General features: G+C 71.9%; 24 protein-coding genes, 1 tRNA gene and 1 pseudogene. 15 read left to right on the top strand and 11 right to left on the bottom strand.

All coding sequences use genetic code 11. The features are described 5' to 3' along the window. Positions 1 to 103: 103 nt before the first annotated feature. Positions 104 to 964 (top strand): SURF1 family protein, encoded by an 861-nt coding sequence (locus tag AB0K09_RS11690; protein ID WP_366065152.1) that lies wholly within the window; start codon positions 104 to 106, stop codon positions 962 to 964. On the opposite strand, the gene AB0K09_RS11695 is transcribed toward AB0K09_RS11690, so the two are convergent. Continuing rightward, positions 870 to 2738: a prolyl oligopeptidase family serine peptidase gene (locus tag AB0K09_RS11695; protein ID WP_366065153.1), complete on the bottom strand. Its 1869-nt coding sequence runs from the start codon at positions 2736 to 2738 to the stop codon at positions 870 to 872. The two genes, AB0K09_RS11690 and AB0K09_RS11695, sit on opposite strands and share 95 nt — an antisense overlap. A gap of 255 nt (positions 2739 to 2993) precedes the next feature. Between AB0K09_RS11695 and AB0K09_RS11700 the strand changes: the two genes are divergently transcribed. After that, the gene (locus AB0K09_RS11700) at positions 2994 to 3263 is read left to right on the top strand and encodes a DUF1876 domain-containing protein (RefSeq protein WP_366065154.1); all 270 of its coding nucleotides are present in this window, start codon (positions 2994 to 2996) and stop codon (positions 3261 to 3263) included. 8 nt (positions 3264 to 3271) lie between these two features. Here AB0K09_RS11700 and AB0K09_RS11705 read toward each other — a convergent pair whose 3' ends face one another. The 3 genes from AB0K09_RS11705 to AB0K09_RS11715 all read right to left on the bottom strand — a co-directional run bounded on the left by AB0K09_RS11705 (position 3272) and on the right by AB0K09_RS11715 (position 5305). After that, entirely contained in the window at positions 3272 to 3967 is a 696-nt protein-coding gene (locus AB0K09_RS11705; RefSeq protein ID WP_366065155.1) for a response regulator transcription factor, read from the bottom strand. A gap of 184 nt (positions 3968 to 4151) precedes the next feature. Further along, positions 4152 to 4225, bottom strand: a tRNA-Pro gene (locus tag AB0K09_RS11710). Between the two features lie 153 nt (positions 4226 to 4378). Beyond that, entirely contained in the window at positions 4379 to 5305 is a 927-nt protein-coding gene (locus tag AB0K09_RS11715) for a metallophosphoesterase (RefSeq protein WP_366065156.1), read from the bottom strand. A 151-nt stretch (positions 5306 to 5456) separates the two neighbouring features. Here AB0K09_RS11715 and AB0K09_RS11720 point away from each other — a divergent pair, with 151 nt between their 5' ends. After that, a complete protein-coding gene (locus AB0K09_RS11720) occupies positions 5457 to 5921 on the top strand; it encodes a GatB/YqeY domain-containing protein (protein ID WP_366065157.1) in 465 nt (154 codons plus the stop codon). Positions 5922 to 6013: 92 nt separating this feature from the next. Here the strand turns inward: AB0K09_RS11720 and AB0K09_RS11725 are convergent, their stop codons facing one another. Further along, positions 6014 to 8293 carry a transglycosylase domain-containing protein gene (locus tag AB0K09_RS11725; protein WP_366065158.1) on the bottom strand — a complete coding sequence of 760 codons (2280 nt, stop codon included), beginning with the start codon at positions 8291 to 8293 and terminating at the stop codon, positions 6014 to 6016. Between the two features lie 385 nt (positions 8294 to 8678). Here AB0K09_RS11725 and AB0K09_RS11730 point away from each other — a divergent pair, with 385 nt between their 5' ends. Next, entirely contained in the window at positions 8679 to 9014 is a 336-nt protein-coding gene (locus AB0K09_RS11730) for a WhiB family transcriptional regulator (RefSeq protein WP_366065159.1), read from the top strand. Between the two features lie 280 nt (positions 9015 to 9294). Here the strand turns inward: AB0K09_RS11730 and AB0K09_RS11735 are convergent, their stop codons facing one another. Both AB0K09_RS11735 and AB0K09_RS11740 read right to left on the bottom strand, forming a co-directional pair. Further along, positions 9295 to 10782: an ArsA family ATPase gene (locus AB0K09_RS11735; protein WP_366065160.1), complete on the bottom strand. Its 1488-nt coding sequence runs from the start codon at positions 10780 to 10782 to the stop codon at positions 9295 to 9297. After that, a complete protein-coding gene (locus AB0K09_RS11740) occupies positions 10779 to 11837 on the bottom strand; it encodes an ArsA-related P-loop ATPase (RefSeq protein ID WP_366065161.1) in 1059 nt (352 codons plus the stop codon). The genes AB0K09_RS11735 and AB0K09_RS11740 overlap by 4 nt, the downstream gene beginning before the upstream one ends. 352 nt (positions 11838 to 12189) lie before the next feature. Between AB0K09_RS11740 and AB0K09_RS11745 the strand changes: the two genes are divergently transcribed. From AB0K09_RS11745 to AB0K09_RS11760, 4 genes are all read left to right on the top strand, one after another. After that, entirely contained in the window at positions 12190 to 12348 is a 159-nt protein-coding gene (locus AB0K09_RS11745; RefSeq protein ID WP_003991873.1) for a DUF4177 domain-containing protein, read from the top strand. Further along, entirely contained in the window at positions 12345 to 12809 is a 465-nt protein-coding gene (locus tag AB0K09_RS11750; RefSeq protein WP_366065162.1) for a RidA family protein, read from the top strand. The genes AB0K09_RS11745 and AB0K09_RS11750 overlap by 4 nt, the downstream gene beginning before the upstream one ends. Positions 12810 to 12883: 74 nt before the next feature. Further along, positions 12884 to 13801 carry an NUDIX hydrolase gene (locus AB0K09_RS11755; RefSeq protein WP_366065163.1) on the top strand — a complete coding sequence of 306 codons (918 nt, stop codon included), beginning with the start codon at positions 12884 to 12886 and terminating at the stop codon, positions 13799 to 13801. Beyond that, a complete protein-coding gene (locus AB0K09_RS11760; RefSeq protein WP_366065164.1) occupies positions 13798 to 14628 on the top strand; it encodes an MBL fold metallo-hydrolase in 831 nt (276 codons plus the stop codon). The genes AB0K09_RS11755 and AB0K09_RS11760 overlap by 4 nt, the downstream gene beginning before the upstream one ends. Positions 14629 to 14685: 57 nt before the next feature. On the opposite strand, the gene AB0K09_RS11765 is transcribed toward AB0K09_RS11760, so the two are convergent. Both AB0K09_RS11765 and AB0K09_RS11770 read right to left on the bottom strand, forming a co-directional pair. Beyond that, positions 14686 to 15090 carry a hypothetical protein gene (locus AB0K09_RS11765; RefSeq protein ID WP_366065165.1) on the bottom strand — a complete coding sequence of 135 codons (405 nt, stop codon included), beginning with the start codon at positions 15088 to 15090 and terminating at the stop codon, positions 14686 to 14688. A 19-nt stretch (positions 15091 to 15109) separates the two neighbouring features. Continuing rightward, positions 15110 to 15559 (bottom strand): helix-turn-helix transcriptional regulator, encoded by a 450-nt coding sequence (locus tag AB0K09_RS11770; RefSeq protein WP_366065166.1) that lies wholly within the window; start codon positions 15557 to 15559, stop codon positions 15110 to 15112. Between the two features lie 413 nt (positions 15560 to 15972). Between AB0K09_RS11770 and AB0K09_RS11775 the strand changes: the two genes are divergently transcribed. The 6 genes from AB0K09_RS11775 to AB0K09_RS11800 all read left to right on the top strand — a co-directional run bounded on the left by AB0K09_RS11775 (position 15973) and on the right by AB0K09_RS11800 (position 19044). Continuing rightward, the gene (locus tag AB0K09_RS11775; protein WP_366065167.1) at positions 15973 to 16608 is read left to right on the top strand and encodes a hypothetical protein; all 636 of its coding nucleotides are present in this window, start codon (positions 15973 to 15975) and stop codon (positions 16606 to 16608) included. Next, positions 16608 to 16796, top strand: coding sequence for a helix-turn-helix domain-containing protein (locus AB0K09_RS11780; RefSeq protein WP_366065173.1), 189 nt, complete (start codon positions 16608 to 16610; stop codon positions 16794 to 16796). The genes AB0K09_RS11775 and AB0K09_RS11780 overlap by 1 nt, the downstream gene beginning before the upstream one ends. A gap of 326 nt (positions 16797 to 17122) precedes the next feature. Continuing rightward, the gene (locus AB0K09_RS11785) at positions 17123 to 17530 is read left to right on the top strand and encodes a hypothetical protein (RefSeq protein WP_366065168.1); all 408 of its coding nucleotides are present in this window, start codon (positions 17123 to 17125) and stop codon (positions 17528 to 17530) included. A gap of 99 nt (positions 17531 to 17629) precedes the next feature. After that, a complete protein-coding gene (locus tag AB0K09_RS11790; protein WP_366065169.1) occupies positions 17630 to 18211 on the top strand; it encodes a phage tail protein in 582 nt (193 codons plus the stop codon). A gap of 126 nt (positions 18212 to 18337) precedes the next feature. Further along, entirely contained in the window at positions 18338 to 18628 is a 291-nt protein-coding gene (locus tag AB0K09_RS11795; RefSeq protein ID WP_366065170.1) for a hypothetical protein, read from the top strand. A 65-nt stretch (positions 18629 to 18693) separates the two neighbouring features. Beyond that, complete coding sequence (locus AB0K09_RS11800) at positions 18694 to 19044, top strand: hypothetical protein (protein ID WP_366065171.1); 351 nt, start codon at positions 18694 to 18696, stop codon at positions 19042 to 19044. Between the two features lie 35 nt (positions 19045 to 19079). On the opposite strand, the gene AB0K09_RS11805 is transcribed toward AB0K09_RS11800, so the two are convergent. Next, complete coding sequence (locus AB0K09_RS11805; RefSeq protein WP_366065174.1) at positions 19080 to 19484, bottom strand: hypothetical protein; 405 nt, start codon at positions 19482 to 19484, stop codon at positions 19080 to 19082. 37 nt (positions 19485 to 19521) lie between these two features. On the opposite strand from AB0K09_RS11805, the pseudogene AB0K09_RS11810 reads away from it, so the two are divergent. After that, positions 19522 to 20253: pseudogene (locus AB0K09_RS11810) on the top strand (DUF1343 domain-containing protein); the annotation flags it as partial. Positions 20254 to 20260: 7 nt separating this feature from the next. On the opposite strand, the gene AB0K09_RS11815 reads toward AB0K09_RS11810, so the two are convergent. Next, the coding region (locus tag AB0K09_RS11815) for a polysaccharide deacetylase family protein (protein WP_366065172.1) at positions 20261 to 20984 on the bottom strand (724 nt) is incomplete at its 5' end.

Consider the following 20984-nt stretch of genomic DNA (forward strand, 5'->3'; position numbering starts at 1 on the left):
GAGCAGCTCCAGGAGGCGCTCCAGCAGGGCATGTTCCAGCCGGAGGACACCCCCGAGCAGAAGGCCGTGCCGTCCCGGTGCCTCGTGCCCGTACCGTGGTGGTGTGTATCGGTTCCTGCTGACCCCCCGCTGGTGGGGGATCAACGTCTTCACCGTGCTGGCCATCCCCTTCTGCCTCTTCATGGGCAGCTGGCAGCTCGGTCGCTTCGAGTCGCGCGTCGACTCGCACCGCGAGCAGCAGACACAGGCCGACGACGCCCGCTCGGCCGCCGCACGGCCGCTGAGCGACCTGCTGCCGGTGAGCACCGAGACCTCCGGCCGCCGGGCCAGCGCGACCGGGCGTTACGACACAGGGCACCAACTGCTCGTACCCGATCGGGACCTGCGCGACCACAAGGGCTTCTACGTCCTCACCCTGCTCCGCACGGACGGCGGCAAGGCCCTGCCCGTCGTCCGTGGCTGGCTGCCCGGCGACGCGGGCTCCCCGGCCGACACCGCCCGGATCCCCGCCCCGCCGACCGGGCAGGTCACCGTGGTGGGCGCACTCCAGGCCTCCGAGAGCCCCACCTCCAAGGGTGTGCACGCCTCCGGCGGGCTGCCGCAGGGCCAGCTCGGCGTGATCAGCGCGGCCTCGCTGGTCAACATGGTCCCGTACGAGGTGTACGACGCCTGGATCACGACCCCCACCGCCGAGGGGGTCATGACCCCGGTGCCCGCCGCCGCCCCGCCGGGCAGCGGCCTGGACCTCAAGGCGTTCCAGAACCTCGGCTACACCGGCGAGTGGTTCGTCTTCGCGGGCTTCGTCGTCTTCATGTGGTTCCGGCTGTTCCGCCGCGAGGCCGAGGCCGCCCGCGACCTGGCGCTCGGCATCACCGACGGGCAGCCGGCCGACCCTGCCGCCCAGGACGGTCCGGACGACCCAGATGACGCTCAGCGAAAGCGATCTCCAGCCGGAGCTGCTTGATCCGCTCCTCCACGACCAGCGAGCCGTGGCCCGCGTCGTAGCGGTACACCTCGTGCGGGTGGCCGCGCCGCTCCAGCCGGTCGATGTAGTTCTCGATCTGACGTATGGGACACCGGGGGTCGTTCATCCCCGCGGAGATGTAGACGGGCGCCCGGACCCGGTCGACGTATGTCAGCGGTGACGAGGCGGCGAAGCGCTCCGGCACCTCCTCGGGGGTGCCGCCCATGAGCGTGCGGTCCAGGGCCTTCAGCGCTTCCATCTCGTCGTGGTAGGCCGTGACGTAGTCGGCGACCGGCACCGCCGCCAGCCCCAGCGCCCAGGCGTCGGGCTGGGTGCCGAGCCCGAGCAGGGTCAGATAGCCGCCCCACGAGCCGCCGGCCAGCACCAGCCGCTCCGGGTCCGCCAGGCCGGACGCGACGGCCCATTCCCGCACCGCCGCGATGTCCTCCAGCTCGATCAGCCCGACGCGGTGCTTGAGCGCGTCCGTCCAGGCCCGCCCGTAGCCGGTGGAACCACGGTAGTTGACCCGCACGACCGCGAAGCCGTGGTCCACCCAGGCCGCCGGACCGGCGGCGAAGGCGTCGCTGTCGTGCCAGGTGGGGCCGCCGTGGATGTCGAAGACGGTCGGGAAGGGGCCCTCGCCCTCCGGCTTCTGCACCAGCGCGTGCACCGTGCCCCCGGGGCCCTCCACCCAGGCGTCGCTTACCGGCACGGATGCCGGGGCCTTGGCGATCCCGTGGGCCACGGCGGGCGCCGTCAGCACCACATGCCCCGCGGTGGACCGCACGACCGGCGGCTCGGCGGCCGAGGACCACAGGAACTCCACGGTGCCGTCCGGGCGCGGCAGCGCACCCGAGACCGTGCCCCGCGGGGTGTCGAGCCGGGTCAGCGAGCCGTCCGCCAGCTCGTACCGCCACAGCTCGCTGCGGGCCTGGTAGCTGTGCTCGATGAGCAGCGCCCGGCCGTCGGGGAACCAGTCCGCGTCGAGATCGCCCGGCAGGTCGACGGCCAGCGGGGTCTCCTCGCCGGTCAGGGCGTCCCACAGCAGGGGCTCCCAGCGGCCCCGCCGCTGGTGGCAGACCAGCAGCCGGGCGTCCCCGGAGACCGGGGCGAAGCCCATTGCGGACAGCCCCAGCTCGACCGTGCCGCCGCGGGTGTCGTCCAGCTCGGCCACGGGTGTGCCGTCCGCCCGCACCACGCGGATGGCCGCGTGCATGGCGTCACCGTGCTCGGTGTGCTCGATGGCGATCAGCGTGCCGTCGTGGGACAGGCCGCCGACCCCCGCCGACTGCTGGTGGCGGTAGATCTCCACGGGCTCCCGGCCCGGCCGCACGATGTGGACCGACGAACCCGTCTTGTCCGTGGAGCGTCCGACCACCGCCGTGCCGTCCCGGCCGAGGGCCAGTCCGTCCGGATAGGACGGCTCCAGACCGGGGGTGGCCGGCTCGTCCGGCCCGCCGTGGAAGGGCTGGCGCACCCAGCTGCCGAACTCGTCCCCGTCGGTGTCCGAGAACCACCAGATCCACTGGCCGTCCGGTGACAGCTTTCCGCCGGTCGTGCCGTTCGGCCGGTCGGTGACCTGGCGCTGCTCGCCCGTGGCCCGGTCCCAGGCGTACAGCTCGAAGGTCCCCGTCGCGTTGGAGGTGAACAGCGCCCGGTCCGGGGCCTCCCGCGCCCATCCGGGCAACCCCACCCGCGGCGCCCGGAAGCGCTTCTCCCAGTCCGGCACGGCCGCGGCCGCCTCGCCCCGCAGGGACCCGTTGCTCTCAGTCATGCCCCCATTCTGCGCCGAACGACCGACAACGAACCGGCCGCGGACCGCAGCTGTGGACAACTCCCCGGTTGTGGACAACTCGCTCATCCATGCGGGCTGTTGGCGGTCGACGCGCGCCGTTCGCTCGCGGGCCGCCCCTATGGTCGACGAGTCTCGATGGGTGAGGAACGGTCGTGTGTGGCATAAATCAACGTCCTCCGCGGGACACATGCCACATTTCCGTGCGACCGATCGCTATGAGCTGTGAGGTGTGCCATGGCCGAGAAAACCTGGAACGTGCAGATCACCATCAACGAAGCCGACCGGATGACCAAGGCCGAGGCCAGGCTGACCGGCAAGGACGCGGGCACCCTCGTCGGCGAGGGAGGGGCGCGCCTCAATCCGGCCGACGAGAACGTCCCCAACATCGGCGACGAGCTGTCCGCCGCCCGTGCGCTCTCCGACCTCGCGCACCAGCTCCTGCACGCGGCGGCGTCCGACATCGAGGCCCACACCCACAAGCCGGTCCAGGGCCTGACCGAATGAGCCCGCGCTCAGGCGGCCGTCGCCGGCCGGGCCCCCTCCGGCTGGGCCCTCTCCGGTTGGCGGGCCGCACCCGTACGCTGCGCGAAGACGGCCGTCCGCACACGATTGGCCGTGCCCAGCTTCAGATAGATGGCGCTGATGTGGTCCTTGACGGTCGCGGGGCTCAGCAGCAGCCGCCGTCCGATCTCCGCGTTGGACAGCCCTTCGACCAGCAGGGCGAGCACCTCCCGCTCCCGGTCGGTCAGCGCCGCCGCCCGCTCCCGGGCGTCCTCGGGGAGCCGGGCGGTCCCCAGTCCGCTCACGACCGCCCGCGAGGCCGGCCGGGCGAGGACGCTGCTGCCCGAGGCGACCAGCCGCACCGCGTTCGCCAGGTCCTCCGGGGCGATGTCCCGGAGCAGAAAGCCGGCCGCACCCGCGGCGAGGGACTCGGTGACGAAACGGCCGTCGGCGGTGCCGGTGAGGACCGCCACCTCGGGTGGCTCGGGGAGCGCGCGCAGCTCCGTGATCGTGCTCAGGGTCCCGGCCGGAGGCCGCTGATCGTCGCTGCTCAGCACCACGACGTCCGGCCGGTGCCGGCGGACGGCCCCGACGGCGTCCGCCTCCGGACATGTCGCCAGGGCGTTCAGGTCCTCGGAGTCCTGCAGCAGCCGCTGCACCCCGGAGCAGAGCAGATCCTGGTCACCGACGACGATTACGCGGATCACGCTTCCCCCAGCTCAAGGACCTCCAGACGGGCCTGGCGGCCGTCTTTCCCTCCGGGAATCGATCCTGTGCTCAGCGATCACCGGCAGTCAAATCCAGGCCCATGCCCGCGTGCAGGGTCCGGAAAGGGCCCCGAAACGAGTCTGGGCCTTGATCCACTCAGTGGATCAAGGCCCAGACCTCAAGTCGGGGTGGCGGGATTTGAACCCACGACCTCTTCGTCCCGAACGAAGCGCGCTGCCAAGCTGCGCTACACCCCGATGTGCGACCGGCTCCCGTTTTTCGCGGGCCCCGGAGCAACGAGGACTACTTTAGCGGACGTGAGCCCGGAGGCGAAATCCGATTCCGAGGGCCCCGCAGGTGGGGGCCTCGGAATCGGATCGGCACCGGATCGGAGCAGGGCCGCGGCGGGGTCAGTCGCGGGGGACGAGAGTGAGGAGGGTGGCCTCCGGCGGGCAGGCGAAGCGGACGGGGGTGTAGCGGTTCGTGCCGCAGCCCGCCGAGACATGGAGGTAGGACCGGTGGCCGCCTGCACGGTGGGTGGAGAGGCCCTTGACGCGGTCCGTGTCGATGTCGCAGTTGGTGACCAGGGCGCCGTAGAAGGGGATGCACAGCTGGCCGCCGTGGGTGTGCCCGGCGAGGATCAGCGGATAGCGGTCGGCGGTGAAGGCGTCGAGGACGCGCAGGTAGGGGGCGTGGACGACGGCCATGGAGAAGTCGGCGTCCTCGCGGGGGCCGCCGGCGACGTGGGCGTAGCGGTCGCGCTTGATGTGGGGGTCGTCGAGGCCGGTGAGGGCGATCTCCAGGCCGTCGATCTTGAGGCTGCCCCGGGCGTTGGTCAGGTTGACCCAGCCGGCCGCGTCGAAGCCGTCGCGCAGCTCCTCCCACGGGTTGTGGATCGCTCCGACGACCGGGGGGTTGCCGTTCAGGCCGTGCCGTCCGCTGGCCTTCTCCAGCAGGTAGCGGGCGGGGTTGCGCAGCTTGGGTCCGTAGTAGTCGTTGGAGCCGAAGACGTACGCCCCGGGGAAGTCCATGAGCGGGCCGAGCGCGTCCAGCGTCTCGGGCACGCCCTCCGGGTCGGAGAGGTTGTCGCCGGTGTTGATGACGAAGTCGGGACGGAGCCCGGCCAGCGACTGCAGCCAGCGCTGCTTCTTCCGCTGTCCGCCGACCATGTGGATGTCGGAGACCTGGAGGACCCGCAGCGGCCGCATGCCGGGCGGCAGCACGGGCACGGTGACCCGGCGCAGCCGGAAGGAACGGACTTCGAAACCGGCGGCATAGGCCACGCAGGCCGCGCCGACCGCCGTGATCCCCAGGGGTACTCCGTATCGCGCACGCATACGGTCCATCGTCGCAGACGGACCGGGGTGTCCGAGCACGGGCCGGGGCCGGCAAGGGAGTTGTGGGCACGAGAGGCGGAACGGTGGCCGCTCGCACGCGTCGGCCCGTTAATACGGGGCACCGCCGGGGGCGGGATGCGAAGATTGCGGCATGACCACGCTCAAGTCCAAGCTTCAGGACGACCTCACCGCCGCCATCAAGGCGCGCGACGAGCTGCGCTCCTCCACGCTCCGTCTCACCCTCTCCGCGATCGGCTACGAGGAGACCGCGGGCAAGGCCGCCCGCGAGCTCTCGGACGACGAGGTGCTGAAGGTGATCACGCGCGAGGCGAAGAAGCGCCGTGAGGCCGCCGAGGCCTTCGAGAAGGGCGGCCGAGCGGAGCAGGCGGAGCGCGAGCGCGCCGAGGGCGAGGTGCTCGCCGACTACCTGCCGCAGCAGCTCTCCGACGAGGAGCTGTCCGCGATCGTCGCGGAGGCGGTGGCCGAGGCCAAGGCGTCCGGCGCCGAGGGACCCAAGGCCATGGGCGCCGTCATGAAGATCGTCAACCCGAAGGTGTCGGGCCGCGCCGAGGGCTCCCGGGTGGCCGCCGAGGTCAAGCGGCTGCTCGCGGGCTGATCGCGTACGGCGAGAGGGGCGCCCGGACCGTCGTGGTCCGGGCGCCCCTCTTTCTGTCTCACGTCCTACCGCGTCACGTGCCGCGCGACGGGTCAGCCCCGGTCGTCGCCCTCGGTGCCGCCGAGCAGGCCCGGCGGCAGCAGGCCGGTGTCCTGCGCCGGGGTGTGCTTGCCGCCCCCGGGCTTGTTGCCCTGCTTGTTCCCGCCGGGCTTGCCGCCCTGCTTGCCGGCCCCGCTTCCGGTGCCCGGCTTGTCGCCGCCGGCACCCGTGCCGCCGCCCTTGCGGCCCTTGCCGTCGTCCGTGCCCTTGTCGGGGTCGGCGATCGCGACCGTGTCGAAACCGGGCGCGGGCCGGCCCTCGAGCGCACCGGTCATCGCGTCGCGCCAGATGGGGCCGGGGGTGTCGGCGCCGTAGACCTTGTCGTGGTAGACGCCACCGATGGTGATGTTCTCCATCTCGACGCCCTTGGAGCCCGGGCCGCCGACCCAGACGGCGCCCGCCATGTTCGGGGTGTAGCCGACGAACCAGGCGGCCTTGCGCTCGTCCGTCGTACCGGTCTTACCGGCGCTGTCCCGGCCGGAGAGTCCGGCCTCCTTGCCCGTACCGTCCTCGACCACGCCCCTGAGCAGGGTGTTGACCGCGTTGGCCGTCTCCTCGGACATGGCCCGCGAGCACTGGGTCTTCGGCACCCGCAGCGCCTTGCCGTTCGGGTCGGTGGCCGACTCGATCAGGACGGGGGTGCAGTACGTGCCGTGGTTGGCGAAGGTGGCGTAGGCGGAGGCCATGGTGAGCGGCGACATGCCCTCGGTGCCGAGGGCGATCGACGGCACCTGCTCGAGCTTGCTGCCGTCGGCCGGGTTGACGCCCAGCTTGGCCGCCATCTTCGTCACGGGGCAGATGCCGATGTCCTCGATCATCTGGATGAAGTAGGTGTTGACCGACTTCGCGGTCGCCTCGCGCATCCCGTACGGCCCGGACTCGCTGCGGTTCTCGTTCTGGACGGTCTCGCCGCCGCCGTTCTTCCAGGGCTTCCCGCAGGTCTCCACCTCGCTCGGGTAGGGCATGGAGAACGGGGAGGAGTACGTCTTGTTGGGGGAGATGCCCTCCTCCAGGGCGGCGGCCGCGAGGATGGGCTTGAAGGTGGAGCCGACCTGGAAGCCGTAGTTCGACCCGCCCTTGGCCTTGTCGGCCGAGAGGTTGATCTGAGTCTGGTGGTCGCCGAAGCCGTACGGGCGGGACTGGCCCATGCCGAGCACCTTGCCGGTGCCGGGCTGGACGATCGTCACCGCGGTGGCCACCGAGTCGCTCTGGTAGACGTGATCGGTGATCGACTTCTGCACGGACTTCTGGGTCTGCGGGTCCATGGTCGTGCGGATCGTCAGGCCGCCCTGGTTCCAGCGCTTGGCGCGGGCCTCCTTCGTCTTGCCGAAGGCGGGGTCCTGCAGGAAGACCTGGCGGACGTAGTCGCAGAAGAAGCCGGCGCCGTTGACGGCGGTGATGCAGCCGCTGCGGGGCCTGCTGACGTTGAGCTTGAGCGGCTTGGCCTGCTCCGCGGAGGCCTCGGCGGGCGTGATGTGCTTCAGGTCCGCCATCCGCTGGAGCACGATGTTCCGGCGGCGGAGGGCCTCCTTGGGGTCGTTGACCGGGTCGTAGCGGCTCGGCGACTGGACGAGGCCGGCCAGCAGCGCGGACTCGCCGAGGGTGAGGTCCTTGGCGTGCTTGCTGAAGTAGCGCTGGGAGGCGGCCTCGATGCCGTAGGCCTGCTGGCCGAAGAACGTGATGTTGAGGTAGTTGGCCAGAATGCGGTCCTTGCCGAGCTCCTTCTCGACCTGGATCGCGTACTTCAGCTCCTTGACCTTGCGGCCGATGGTCTGCTGTGTGGCGACGGCGACCTTCTCGGGGTCGTCGCCGGCCTCCTCGACGAAGACGTTCTTGACGTACTGCTGGGTGAGCGTGGAGGCGCCCTCGGAGACGCCGCCGGACTGGGCGTTCTTGTTGACCGCCCGGAGCACGCCCTTGAGGTCGATCGCGCCGTGCTGGTAGAAGCGGGCGTCCTCGATGTCCACGATGGCCTTGCGCATGTACGGCGAGATGTCGTTCAGCGGCACCACCGTGCGGTCGCGGGAGTAGACCTTCGCTATCTCGCCGCCCTCGGCGTCGAGGATGGTGGTGCGCTGGCTGAGCGGGGGCGTCTTGAGGTTCGTCGGGATCTCGTCGAACCCTTCACCCGCGCTCTTGGCCGCCAGGCCGACCGCGCCGATGCCCGGTAGGGCCAGACCTGCCAGTACCACTCCCGAGAGGACGCTGACACCGAGGAACTTCGCGGCCTGCCGGGTCACGCCGTGACCCCCGCCCGAGCGCTTTATAGCCATGGGGTGAAGCCTACGTTCTCATTCGGCGGACAGACGCCCGTGTGTTCGCCTACGCTGTTTCACGCCAGTCACGACGGCGCTCTCCCGCATCACCTCTGTCCTCACTCTTGTGAGTGATGAGACGTGTCCGTATTGCCGCGTGTGTCACCGGCTGCCCGCTGAGGTGCGGGTGAACTGCCCCCACCTGGAGGGGTATGTCGCTGATGTCGTCAGCTCACTCCGTTGGGTGATCTGCCGCGTACGCATAGTCCGTTCGGGCCATTCAAGATTGGGCCCGAAGGGGGTGTTGCCCCCTGTCTGCCTTCCGTAACGTCCTCAACTGGCAACGGTGAATATGCCGCTGCCGCCGTGGGGGAGCCTCGATTCGGGAGAGGACGGCGCCAGCATGAGCTGGGTAACCGACTGGAGTGCGCAGGCCGCCTGCCGCACGACCGATCCGGATGAACTTTTCGTTCAGGGTGCGGCTCAGAACAGGGCCAAGGCGGTCTGCACCGGCTGCCCGGTGCGCACCGAGTGCCTGGCCGACGCGCTCGACAACCGCGTCGAGTTCGGCGTCTGGGGCGGCATGACGGAGCGCGAGCGCCGTGCCCTTCTGCGCCGCCGGCCGACGGTCACGTCGTGGCGCCGCCTCCTGGAGACCGCCCGCACGGAATACGAGCGCGGGGCGGGCATCCTCGCGCTCGGCGAGGAGGAGTACGGGCAGTACGCGGCGGTGGGATAGACCGCCGGGCCGTCGGCCCGCCCGCGGTGGTCACCCTCTCGGAACCCACGCCGTACGGTTGGCCCCGCCCTGCCGGTAGGACCTACCAGTAGCGAGCAAGCCCGGCCGTGACCAAACCCGGCCGCGAGCAGGCACTGCCTCAGCACACCCGCCGCAGCACGCCCAGAGCCTCAGTACGCCCAGATCCCAGCACGCCAAGATCCTGGGTCCGCCCTGACGGCGTCCTCCCGCGCCGCGGCAGAGCACGAGCATGCCGAAGACAGCCCACCCGCGCGAAGCGCTACTGCTGGGCCAGGCGCTCGCCGATCGCGCGCAGGCCGACGAGATCGTGCACATCACCGGCCAGAGCGGCCACTTCCGCCACCGGCACGTCCGGGTGCAGGGCCGTGAAGCGGTCGCGGGTGCGGCGCTCACGGTCGAGCACCCGCATGCGTTCGGCGTGCAGCCGCAGCAGACCGGCGGCGAGTCGCTCGGAGGTCGCCGCGGTCGCCGTCGAAGCCTCGGCCGCTGCCGTCATGGTCGATACCGCCGAGTGCCCGGACGCCACCGGTGCTCCGGAGGACACAGGCTGGGGGAAGCCGATCTCGGGAGAGGACGTGTCGGTGGGAGTGGCGGTGCCAGGGTCGTCAGCGGTACGTGAGGCAGCCTGCCCGCTGGCACGATCGACAATGCCGGAGCCGCCAAGATTTTCTGTGTATTCCGATGTTCGCGTGATCCCACCGCGCCCGTCAGCCGCTTCCGGCCCGGCCGCCCCCGGTGCTTCCCCCGGTTCCGCGGCTCCTGAGGTTTCTGAGGCCCCGGACGCCTCCGTCGGCTCCGGAGCCTCGGCCGAATCCAGGGCTTGTGCCGCCGCCAGCGCCCGTTCGGCCGACAGACGTGCGGCCGCGCTGCCGTGCATACGGTTCAGCACGAGCCCGGCCAGCGGCATCCGCTCGGTGGCCAGCCGCTCCACGAAGTAGGCGGCCTCCCGCAGCGCGTCCCGCTCGGGCGCGGCGACCACGAGGAACGCCGTACCGGGTGCCTGGAGCAGCCGGTATGTGGCGTCCGCCCGGGTGCGGAAGCCGCCGAACATGGTGTCCATGGCCGCCACGAACGTCTGGACGTCGCGCAGCAGCTGTGCGCCCATCAGCTTGTTCAGCGGGCCGCTCATCACGGACATGCCGACGCCCAGGAACTTCATGCCGGCCCGGCCGCCGAGCTTCGCGGGCGCCATGAGCACCTTGATGAGCTTGCCGTCCAGGAAGGAGCCCAGCCTGCTGGGCGCGTCCAGGAAGTCGAGCGCCGAGCGGCTCGGCGGGGTGTCGACGACGATGAGGTCCCACTCGTCGCGGGCGCGCAGCTGGCCGAGCTTCTCCATGGCCATGTACTCCTGCGTTCCGGCGAAGCCGGCCGACAGGGACTGGTAGAAGGGGTTCTCCAGGATCGCCCGGGCGCGCTCCTTGTCGGCGTGCGCCTCGACGATCTCGTCGAAGGTCCGCTTCATGTCCAGCATCATGGCGTGCAGCTCGCCGCCGGCCGAGGAGTCGATGCCGGGCACCCGGCGCGGCACGTTGTCGAGTTCCTCGATGCCCATCGACTGGGCGAGTCGGCGGGCCGGGTCGATGGTGAGGACGACGACCTTCCGGCCGCGTTCCGCCGCCCGCAGGCCGAGGGCGGCCGCCGTCGTGGTCTTGCCGACGCCGCCGGAGCCGCAGCACACGACGATGCGGGTGCCGGGGTCGTCGAGGACGGGATCGATGTCGAGCACGGCCGGGGCATCGAGGCTCACCGGGCCCCCCTTGTGTCTGCTGTGTCCGCGGGATGTGTCCGGCCCCGTTCGTCCAGCTGCCCGCGCAGCTCGCGTGCCATGCGGTAGAGGCCCGCGAGGTCCACTCCGTCGCCGAGCAGTCCGAGTTCGTACGTGGGCAGCCCGAGCCGGGCGATGTCGGCGCGACCGCGCCGCTCCAGGGCGAGCCGCTCGGTGTGCTCGCGGGCCTGCTCCAGCAGCGGTCCGACCAGCGGTTCGGCGAGTGCCGCGCCGTCGGCGTTGCCGCCGTCGCCGTCGGCTCCGGAGGGGTCCGTGCGCTCCAGCGCGTGCGCGAGGGCGCTCGCGACCTCCGCGCGCCGGCCGTTCGCTGCGGCCTCGACGGACGCCGTGTCGAGTATCTCCGGGCGCACCATGTTGATGACGACGCCGCCCACGGGCAGCTGCGCGGCGCGCAGCTCCGCTATGCCGTCCACGGTCTCCTGCACCGGCATCTCCTCCAGGAGGGTCACCAAGTGCACCGCCGTCTCGGCAGACTTGAGCACGCGCATCACGGCCTGCGCCTGGTTGTGGATCGGACCGATCCGCGCCAGGCCGGCGACCTCGTCGTTGACGTTGAGGAAGCGGGTGACCCGGCCGGTCGGCGGCGCGTCCATGACGATGTGGTCGTAGGCGAAGCGGCCCGTGCGGTCCTTGCGGCGCACCGCCTCGCACGCCTTGCCGGTCAGCAGGACGTCCCGCAGGCCGGGGGCGATGGTGGTCGCGAAGTCGATCGCGCCGAGTTTCTTCAGCGCGCGGCCGGCGGTGCCGAGCTTGTAGAACATGTGCAGGTAGTCGAGGAGGGCCCGTTCGGCGTCGATGGCGAGCGCGTACACCTCGCCCCCGCCGGGCGCCACGGCGATCTTCCGCTCCTCGTAGGGCAGCGGCTCCGTCTCGAAGAGCTGGGCGATGCCCTGTCTGCCCTCGACCTCGACCAGCAGGGTGCGTTTGCCCTCGGCGGCGAGGGCGAGGGCGAGGGCCGCGGCGACCGTCGTCTTGCCGGTACCGCCCTTGCCGCTGACGACATGGAGCCTGCTCATGATTCGGAGCCTAATTCGTCGGCAACGTCCACGTGGCGTCAGGTGGCGACATGAGGTCGTCCGGGCCGTGAGGACGGTCACGCCGCTGGGGAGCGCGGTTCCGCGAGGCACCCGTGGAGGCGAGGGGCCGTGCGGGGGGCTCCCTCGTGCCCGGTTGGCCGCCGCGCCCGCCGGGACCCGTCCGAAGCTGTCCGAATCCGGTGCCGGTCATCGGCCGGTCATCGGCCGGTCATCGGCCGGTCGTCGGCCGGTCGTCGGCCGGTCGGATGCCGGCGAGCGGCGCGGCGGTCTCCGGGCGGGCGCCACGCGGGCTACGCACGGGCCTGTCGGTGGCAGGCGTTACAGTCGGCCCATGACCAAGTGGGAATACGCGACCGTGCCGCTTCTGGTGCACGCGACCAAGCAGATTCTGGACACCTGGGGCGAGGACGGCTGGGAGCTCGTCCAGGTCGTGCCCGGTCCGAACAACCCGGAGCAGCTGGTGGCCTACCTCAAGCGGGAAAAGCAGTGAGCGCCGTCGAGAGCCGCATCGCCGAGCTCGGGCTGACACTGCCGGAGGTCGTGCCGCCGCTGGCCGCGTACCAGCCGGCCGTGCGCTCCGGCGCGTACGTGTTCACCTCCGGCCAGCTGCCCATGGTGGGCGGTGCCATCCCGATGACGGGCAAGGTCGGCGCCGAGGTGAGCCCGGAGCAGGCCAAGGAGCTCGCGGCGACCTGTGCGCTCAACGCCCTCGCTGCCGTGAAGTCGGTCGTCGGCGACCTGGACAAGATCGTCCGGGTGGTCAAGGTCGTGGGCTTCGTGGCCTCCGCCCCGGACTTCACCGGCCAGCCGGGTGTCATCAACGGCACCTCCGAGACGCTGGGCGCCATCCTGGGCGACAAGGGCGTGCACGCGCGCTCGGCCGTCGGTGTGGCGGTGCTGCCGCTGGACGCGCCGGTGGAGGTCGAGATCCAGGTCGAGATCGCGGACTGAGGCTCACCGGCCGGGCGGCCGTCCGGCACCGTGGTGCTCTCGAACATCAGCGCGTGAGCGCATAGCATCCGGCCATGTCGACTTCGAACGGCCAGTGGTACCCGCCGGAGTGGCCGGACCGGATCAGAGCGCTCTCGCGCGGTGAGCTGGAGCCCGTGGCGCCCAGACGCGCCGCGACCGTGCTGCTGCTGCGCGGCGGCTCCGGCGGGCTCGCCGTTCATCTGCTGCGCCGCCGCGCCTCCATGGCCTTCGCCGGGGGCGCGTACGCGTACCCGGGCGGCGGGGTCGACCCGCGGGACGAGCGCGATGTGCCCTGGGCGGGTCCTTCGCGCACGGAGTGGGCCGTCCGGCTCGGGGTCGACCCGGCGGCCGCCCAGGCGATCGTCTGCGCCGCCGTCCGCGAGACCTTCGAGGAGGTCGGTGTGCTGCTGGCGGGCCCGGCTCCGGACACGGTCGTCGCGGACATCACGGGTGCCGACTGGGAGGCGGACCGGGCGGCCCTCGTCAGCCGTGAGCTCTCCTTCGCGGACTTCCTCGAACGGCGTGGCCTGCTGCTTCGCAGCGATCTGCTGGGCGCCTGGGCGCGCTGGATCACCCCGGAGTTCGAACCGCGCCGCTACGACACCTGGTTCTTCGTCGCCGCGCTCCCCGAGGGCCAGCGCACGTCCAACACCTCGACGGAGGCCGACCGCGCCGTGTGGGCCGCCCCCGCCGAGGCCGCGGACGGCTACGACCGGGGCGAGCTGCTGATGATGCCGCCCACCATCTCCACCCTGCGCTCACTGCGCCCCTACGCGACCGTGGGCGAGGTGCTGGACGCGGCGGGGGAGCGGGACCTCACGCCCGTCCTGGCGCGGGCCAGGCTCGACGGGGGCGAGATCGTGCTCAGCTGGCCCGGGCACGACGAGTTCACCAAGCACATCCCGCCGCACGCGCCACCCGGTACGGCGGGCCGACCAGATACTTCGGGAATTCCGGGAGCCGAGGCATGACGTACGCAACCGACCAGCCCGGCCGGCCGCGCGAAGGCGCCCTCGGCGGCCCGGCCACCGACCGCGCGACGAGCGTGCTCGCGCCCAATCCGTCGGCCATGACGCTGGACGGCACCAACACCTGGATCCTCGCCGAACCCGGCTCCGACCTGGCGGTGGTCGTCGATCCGGGCCCGCTCGACGAGGGTCACCTCCGCGAGGTCGTGGCCACGGTCGAGGCCGCGGGCCGGCGCGTCGCCCTGACCCTCCTCACCCACGGCCATCCCGATCATTCCGGCGGTGCCGCCCTCTTCGCCGAGATGACCGGTACGAAGGTCCGGGCGCTGGACCCGGCCCTGCGGCTCGGCGGAGAGGGGCTCGGCGTCGGTGACGTCATCACCACGGGCGGCCTGGAGCTGCACGTCGTGTCCACGCCGGGGCACACCGCCGACTCGCTCTGCTTCCACCTCCCGGCGGACGGGGCGCTGCTCACCGGCGACACCGTGCTCGGCCGCGGCACCACGGTCGTCGCCCACCCGGACGGTCGCCTCGGCGACTACCTCGACTCCCTGCGCCGGCTGCGCTCCCTCGCCGTCGACGAGGGCGTCACCACGATCCTGCCGGGCCACGGGCCGGTGCTGGAGGATGCCCGGGGCGCCGTCGAGTTCTACCTCGCCCACCGTGCCAAGCGACTGGCCCAGGTGGAAACGGCGGTCGAGAACGGCCACCGCACGGCGCCCGAGGTCGTCGCGCATGTCTACGCGGACGTCGCCCCGTCGTTGTGGCCGGCGGCCGAACTGTCGGTGCGGGCCCAGCTGGACTATCTGGAGGAGCACGGTCTGATCTGAGGCCGCAGGGATGCCGGGTGGTGCCGGGCGGTCCGTACGGCCGTGGAGGGCGCGGAGTCAGCCCGAGCGCTGGTCGTCGCGTTTTCGCTTGCGATGCGGCATCAGGGGTTCCTGGGTGCGCATGTCGCTCGCGCGCGGGGAGGGCAGCGGGGCGTCGATCAGCGCCACGACGTCGGCGAGCGTGGCGGTCTGGGTGTCGGCCGCGCCCTGCTCGGCGACATGGCGCATGGCGTCCTGCCAGCCCTGCGCGTAGCCGGACTCACGGGCGCGCTCCAGCTCGTCGTGGCGGTACACGCCGAGCTCACCCTCGGTCGTCGCGCGGCCCATCTCCAGGAGGAGCCGGGCGAGTTCGCCGGAGTCGACGGTGATGGGACGGGACCGCGATGGACCGGAGTCCTCCGGTCCATCGGCGCGGCGATGGTCTTCGGACGCTCCCCGGCCGCTCCCGTGACCGCTGCCCATGCCTACCCCCTGCTTCCCCTCAGCCGGTGCCCGCCGCCTTCCGCTCGTGCGCGGCCCCTTCCCCCAACGGCAGGAACGGGGCCGCGACCTGGAGGAAGAGCGCGCGCCGCTCGTCGGGAATCCCGAGGAGGTCGGCGGCCTCTTCCAGCGTGATGCCCGGGCTGCCGGTGGCCCTCTGCCGAGCGTACGTCACGGGCAGGGGCAGGTCGTTCTCCGACAGCTTGCCCGACCTGATCAGCATGTCCCGGACGGAGACGCCGAGGGCGCGGGCGAGGCCGCGCATCGTCGCCAGGTCGGGCATGCTCTGCCGCTGCAGCAGCCGGGTGACGGCCGCGCGGTGGACCCCCGCGTCGTCGGCGACCTTGGACCGGCCGCCTCCCCTCGGGTGGTCGATGTCATAGCCGCGGGCCCGCATCAAGTCCTCCACCCAGGCCGCGAATTCCTCCAGGGTGTCCGTGGTGTCCTTCATCGCCCCTACCGCTCCCTCCATCGCCATCCGCGCACCAGGCTAACGCGCGTGCGCGAGCGAAAGGTGGCTCAGGGGGTGGCCGGACCGGATCCCGGGATGAGGGCTGTGGAGAGGCTGTGAAGAGAAAGTTAGTTGCGTGCGAGATCGCAACGTGTGAAAATTTCTCCACAACCGCAAGTGTGTTCGGCTGGTCTTTCCCATCCGTCTCTCTCCGCCTCCTTCACGCAGCGCGTGCGGACCTCGGACGCCCGGTGGTGCCACCGGGGCGGGCTTCCCGCACCCCACCGCGTTGCGCATGTGCAACAACTGTCCGAAATGGTGAGCCCGCTCGCGGGCCGCGGCCCCCGCCGGAGCACCGGCCCGGTGGCGTCCGCGGCGGGCGGGCTCCGGAACGGCCGTGAGGTGCCCCTGCCATGAACGAGAACGCCACCGCAGCTGCCCGCGCACGTGTCTGGATCGACCTCCTGCTGAGCCAGTTCCCCGAGCTTCTCGCGGAACTCGCCCCCGGCCGCTCCGCCCGCCCGGCGAGCGCGCCCCGCGGCCCCGCCCGCACGGGCGGCTCCGCGCCCGTCCGGCTGCACGTGTCCGACGCGGTGCGGGACATCACCGACGGTGTCGTCGAGCTCGAAGAGGCCGTCCTGGAGCGTCTCGGACGCGGCCGGCCCCGCAAGGCGCGGGTGCCCGAGCGGCTGCGGCGCATCGCCGCCCTGCTGGACCGCGTCGGCGAGGACGAGGTGCTCGCGGAGCACGTCCTCAGCGAGGTGCGGCGAATGGCCCGCCGCTGCGGCCGTGCGCTCGGCGAGGCCGAGCCGCTCGTACGGGTTGCCGGACGCTGCCCGTGGTGCGACTCGGTGTCCCTGCGCGCCTTCCCCGCGCGGCGGGCCGTGCTGTGTGTCAATCCCGGCTGCCGTTGCGGGAACGCGGACTGCGGCTGCGGCGCCGGCACGGCCTACCGGCACACCTGGCCGGAGGCCGAGTGGGCCGTCCTGGCCGAGCGCGCCGGCGTAGCGCTGGAGACGCTGGCCGCCGCGGCCGGGGAGGCGCGGTGATCGCGGGCCTGCTGCCGGGCGCGCTGGCCGCCCTCGAGGTGGGCGTGTCCGCCGCGACCATTCGGAAGTGGGTACAGCAGGGCCATCTGCGTCCGGCCGGCAAGCAGGGCAGGGCGCAGCTGTTCCGGCTGGAGGACATCTTCGCGGCAGAGCGGAACACGCGCCGAGCGCACGAACTGGCGCGGTAGACGAGCGGATCCGGACCACGGCCCCCGCCGCATCATGCGATGCGGCGGGGGCCTCTTCGTGTGTCTGCTCGGCACCGTACGGCCCACTGAGCGGCATGTGAACGGCGGCGCTCCGGCGTGCCGCGCAGCGCGCAGGAAAAATTGGTGGTTGCGCGCTCGCGCGTTCTCGTTCACACTCGATGCAGCGGCGGAGCTGTGCCCAACTCGCTTGGACAGCCCGCCGTTTCGCATGTGCGCGCCTGTCCGTAGGCATTCCGTCCCTCCATCCACGACGCGTACGGACGCGCGCCTCCGCTCATCTCACCTCTCCGGCAAGGAGCACGCATGTGAGTGATGCCCTGCTCGCCTTCCCCGACGTGGAACGCCTCGTCGTGGACCACCTGAAGAACCGTGCCGAACTGGCGGGCGTGCTCGTCGACAACAGGCCGCCCGGCGGCTTCGACGGCACCCAGAAGGCCGTCCTGGTCTCCCGCTCCGGCGGCGCCTGGATCGACGACCGGCACCTCGACCAGCCGCTGGTCGACCTGGAGGTCTACGGCCCGGACAAGACCACCGCCCACGGCGTCGCCCTCGCGGCCCGCGCCGCGCTCCTCCAGGTGCGCGACACGAGCTACGGCACGGCGTACGTCACCGATGTCGCCGAGGAGGACGGGCCGCGCTGGCTGCCCGACTACAACCGCCCGGCGGGCAACCGCTACCTCTCCACGGTGCGGCTGTCGATCCGCCCCAGCTGAGGCCACCGGCCTCACCCCGTACGGGCCCTGCCGCGAAGCGGCGGGGCCTTCGCCATATCCGCACCACTCTCCGACACGACTCATCCGAGGAGTTCACGCATGGCTGGAAACAAGGGTTCCGAGATCCGGGTGGCCGGCACCGGTCGCATCCTGGTGGCCGACCTCAGCAAGCCCGCCCCGGCGACGGTCGACGCCCCGTGGGGCACCGACTGGGTCGACCTCGGCTACACCACGACCGACGGCATCAAGTTCAACAAGAAGGACAAGATCGACCCGGTGGACACCTGGCAGTCGGTCAGCCCCGCGCGGTTCATCTTCTCCGACCGCGACCTGACGGTGAAGTTCCAGCTGCTCCAGATGAACAAGGACACGCTGTCCTTCTTCATGGGCGGCGACAAGGCCGCCCCGCTGTCCGGCAACCCGGCGCCGGTCGACCAGTACAGCTTCGGCCTGCAGGCCAGCCCGCAGAAGGACGAGCGGCAGCTGGGCATCGAGTTCGCCGACGGCAAGGACATCACCTACCGCTTCATCATCCCGCGCGGTCAGGTCACCGAGACCGAGGAGATCGCCATGACCCGCACGGGCGCCATCAAGCTCGGGGTCACCTTCACCGCGCTGGCCGTCGAGGACGGCAAGACGCCGCTCGCCACGATCCTGATGAAGGACAAGGCGTACGCGTAACACCCGTCCGGCGGCTCCCGCACAGCCGCCCCGCCGCCGGGCCCCGGCCGCACCGAGCGTGCCGCGCCGGGGCCCGGCGGCCCCTTTGGACCTTCCGCACCGCCCCATCCGAGGAGTTGACCGCCCATGGCTTCCTTCAACGTCAACGCGGCCCGCGCCCAGCGCCTGGAGGCGCTCGGCCACGCCTGGACCTTCCAGATCGACGACGACACCTTCGAGCTGCCGACCGAGCTGACCCGGCAGACCGCCCGCGCGCTGCGCGAGCTCGACGACAACGACGTCGACGGGCTGCTCGCACTGCTCCTCGGCGAGCAGCAGTTCGCCCGCCTCGGCCGGCACGACGTGACGATGCAGGACATCGCCGCGATCCTGGAGGCGTACGGCAAGGAGACTGGGCTCGGCCTGGGGGAAGGCTGAGCCTCGACGCGTTCGTCGACGAACACGCCGAGGCCCTCGAAGCCGATCTGCTCCGCCACTACGGCGTGGACGTGCTCGACTGGCACCGCGGCCGGCTCTCCACGCGCCGCCTCTCGGTGCTGATCGCGCACCTTCCGCGCGACAGCGCGGTCAACCGCGCCCTGCACGGCGAGGCGGTCGAATGGGGCGTCACCGAACACCTCCTGGCGGCCGTCACGGACCACCTGGCGGCGGCCAACTGGATGACGTCCGTCGTCAACGGGGATCCGGACGCGGAGCAGCCGGAATTTCCCGAACCGGTGCCCCGGCCGGACACACGCGAGTGGACCGGGGCGAACGACGAGCCGTCGCCGGGCGACGCCGCCGTGCGGCACAGCCGGCCTTCGGCCGAGGAACTGTCGCTGTTCTTCGGCTGAGGGCCGTGCTGGTCGCCAGGCCGTGGTGAACGCGGTCACCCCCGGAGCAGCGCGCCCGCCCCGCCGAGCAGCAGTCCGGCGACGACGGCGCCCGTGGAGGAGACCAGCAGGATCGACGCGAACGGATGCCGCAGTCCGTACGCGCTCTGCGCGATGCGCGGGCTCTCCGGGTCGTACAGCACGGTGAAGGAGTCGCCCACCTCCGGTGCCGGCCTGGGAGCGAGCACCCGCGCGTCGGTCTCCCCGTGGCCGTCGGCGGGGAAGGCACAGCGCACGTACACCGGGGTCACCGAGTCCCGGTAGATGTGCTCCGTACAGACGGCCGACACCGCCCGGCCCCGCTTCTTCAGGCGCCGTTCGTCACGGCCGAAGATCCACGCCATGGTGGCCACGGGCGTGGACACGATCAGCAGCAGGCATCCCAGCACGACCAGGAGCACGGGGCCTCCGCTCACTCGGGCGGTTGATTCCGGCGGGCCCAACCCGGTGACCGGCCGCGACGCGTACGGGCCGGTGCTCGACCCCGCGTACGCCACGTTCGTGGGCCGGGCCCCGATCGCGCAGCACCACGGGATGACCGTCGCCGAGCTGGCCCTGCTCTACAACGGCGAGTTCGTGCCGGCCGCGGCCGGCAGGGCCGTCGAGCTGGCGGTCGTGCGGATGTCGGGCTGGCGGCGCCACGACTTCTTCGACGTCACGGGGCTGCCGTGGGTGCCGCCGAGCCCGAACATGGCCACTCCCGACACGGCCCTGGTCTACTCGGGCACCGGGCTGTTCGAGGGCACCGTCATGTCGGAGGGGCGCGGCACGGTCCGGCCCTTCGAGATGCTGGGTGCCGAGGGCCTCGACGGCCGCTGGGCCCGGGCGGCCAACGCCGCCGGGCTGCCGGGGGTGCACTTCCGCGAGGCGTACTTCGTGCCCACGTTCGGCGCCCATCAGGGCCGGACGATGGGCGGTCTGCAGATCCACGTGCACGACCGCGCCGCGTTCGATCCCGTCCGCACCGGCATCGCGCTGCTGGTCACCGCCAAGCGGACGTGGAGCGGGTTCGCGTGGCGCCCGGACCGGTTCATCGACAAGCTCACCGGTTCGCCCCGGGTCCGCACGCTGATCGACCGGGGGGCCGACACCGACTCGGTGATCGGTTCCTGGCGCGAGGAGCTGAGGGCGTTCCGGTCCGTCCGGGCGAAGTATCTGCTCTACGGGTGACGGCCGCTCAGCAGGTCAGCGGGATGGGCATCTGGTCGGTCACCGGACCGGTGTTGCGGCAGAAGTGGTAGCCCTGCTCGTGGAGGTCGCTGATGATGCCGGGCAGCGCGTCGGGGAAGTTGCTGAAGAGATGGCCGAGGACGACGCCGTTGCGCTTCTCCTCGGGCGTCGCGTCCCGCACGGCCGCCCGGATGGCGTCGACGCTGCGGGGGGCGCCGCCGGTCGCCTGCCAGTCGACGGTGTCGATGGTCCAGTTGCAGATCCGGTACCCCAGCTCGGCGGCGACCTCCCGCTCGCGCTCGCCCACGTCGCCGTAGGGCGGGCGCAGCACGTTGCTGGTGAGACCGTTGCCGATCTCCTCACGGAGCTCCTGCTCGGTCAGGCCGGTCAGCCGGCGGTGGGACCAGGAGTGGTTGCCGACCCAGTGGCCCTGCTGGCGCAGGGTGCTGACGATCTGCGGGTACTGGGAGGCGTACTTGTTGATCAGGAAGAAGGCCGCGCGGATGCCCTGCGCCTGGAGCTGGGCGCCGACGCGGACCGCCCGTTCGGGGTCGTTGTAGGCCCAGTCGTCCAGGGACAGCAGGATCCGTCCGGAGGAGTTGCCGCAGCGCTCGCGGTCGTAGGCGCCGTCCGGCTCGGTCGCCGCGCCCCGGGCGGCGCCCGTGGCGTCGCGGGGGACGTCGTCCGGGCCGGTGCGCCCTCCGGTCGTGCGCGGGGGTGTGCCGTACGCC

The sequence above is a fragment of the Streptomyces sp. NPDC049577 genome, from assembly GCF_040675635.1.
Taxonomy (GTDB): domain Bacteria; phylum Actinomycetota; class Actinomycetes; order Streptomycetales; family Streptomycetaceae; genus Streptomyces.

Excerpts from the sequence above, each read along its gene's own strand:
- AB0K09_RS11695 (WP_366065153.1), bottom strand. The coding sequence starts at position 2,738 with ATGACTGAGAGCAACGGGTCCCTGCGGGGCGAGGCGGCCGCGGCCGTG.
- AB0K09_RS11700 (WP_366065154.1), top strand. The coding sequence starts at position 2,994 with ATGGCCGAGAAAACCTGGAACGTGCAGATCACCATCAACGAAGCCGAC.
- AB0K09_RS11715 (WP_366065156.1), bottom strand. The coding sequence starts at position 5,305 with ATGCGTGCGCGATACGGAGTACCCCTGGGGATCACGGCGGTCGGCGCG.
- AB0K09_RS11720 (WP_366065157.1), top strand. The coding sequence starts at position 5,457 with ATGACCACGCTCAAGTCCAAGCTTCAGGACGACCTCACCGCCGCCATC.
- AB0K09_RS11725 (WP_366065158.1), bottom strand. The coding sequence starts at position 8,293 with ATGGCTATAAAGCGCTCGGGCGGGGGTCACGGCGTGACCCGGCAGGCC.
- AB0K09_RS11730 (WP_366065159.1), top strand. The coding sequence starts at position 8,679 with ATGAGCTGGGTAACCGACTGGAGTGCGCAGGCCGCCTGCCGCACGACC.
- AB0K09_RS11740 (WP_366065161.1), bottom strand. The coding sequence starts at position 11,837 with ATGAGCAGGCTCCATGTCGTCAGCGGCAAGGGCGGTACCGGCAAGACG.
- AB0K09_RS11745 (WP_003991873.1), top strand. The coding sequence starts at position 12,190 with ATGACCAAGTGGGAATACGCGACCGTGCCGCTTCTGGTGCACGCGACC.
- AB0K09_RS11755 (WP_366065163.1), top strand. The coding sequence starts at position 12,884 with ATGTCGACTTCGAACGGCCAGTGGTACCCGCCGGAGTGGCCGGACCGG.
- AB0K09_RS11760 (WP_366065164.1), top strand. The coding sequence starts at position 13,798 with ATGACGTACGCAACCGACCAGCCCGGCCGGCCGCGCGAAGGCGCCCTC.
- AB0K09_RS11765 (WP_366065165.1), bottom strand. The coding sequence starts at position 15,090 with ATGGGCAGCGGTCACGGGAGCGGCCGGGGAGCGTCCGAAGACCATCGC.
- AB0K09_RS11770 (WP_366065166.1), bottom strand. The coding sequence starts at position 15,559 with ATGAAGGACACCACGGACACCCTGGAGGAATTCGCGGCCTGGGTGGAG.
- AB0K09_RS11775 (WP_366065167.1), top strand. The coding sequence starts at position 15,973 with ATGAACGAGAACGCCACCGCAGCTGCCCGCGCACGTGTCTGGATCGAC.
- AB0K09_RS11790 (WP_366065169.1), top strand. The coding sequence starts at position 17,630 with ATGGCTGGAAACAAGGGTTCCGAGATCCGGGTGGCCGGCACCGGTCGC.
- AB0K09_RS11795 (WP_366065170.1), top strand. The coding sequence starts at position 18,338 with ATGGCTTCCTTCAACGTCAACGCGGCCCGCGCCCAGCGCCTGGAGGCG.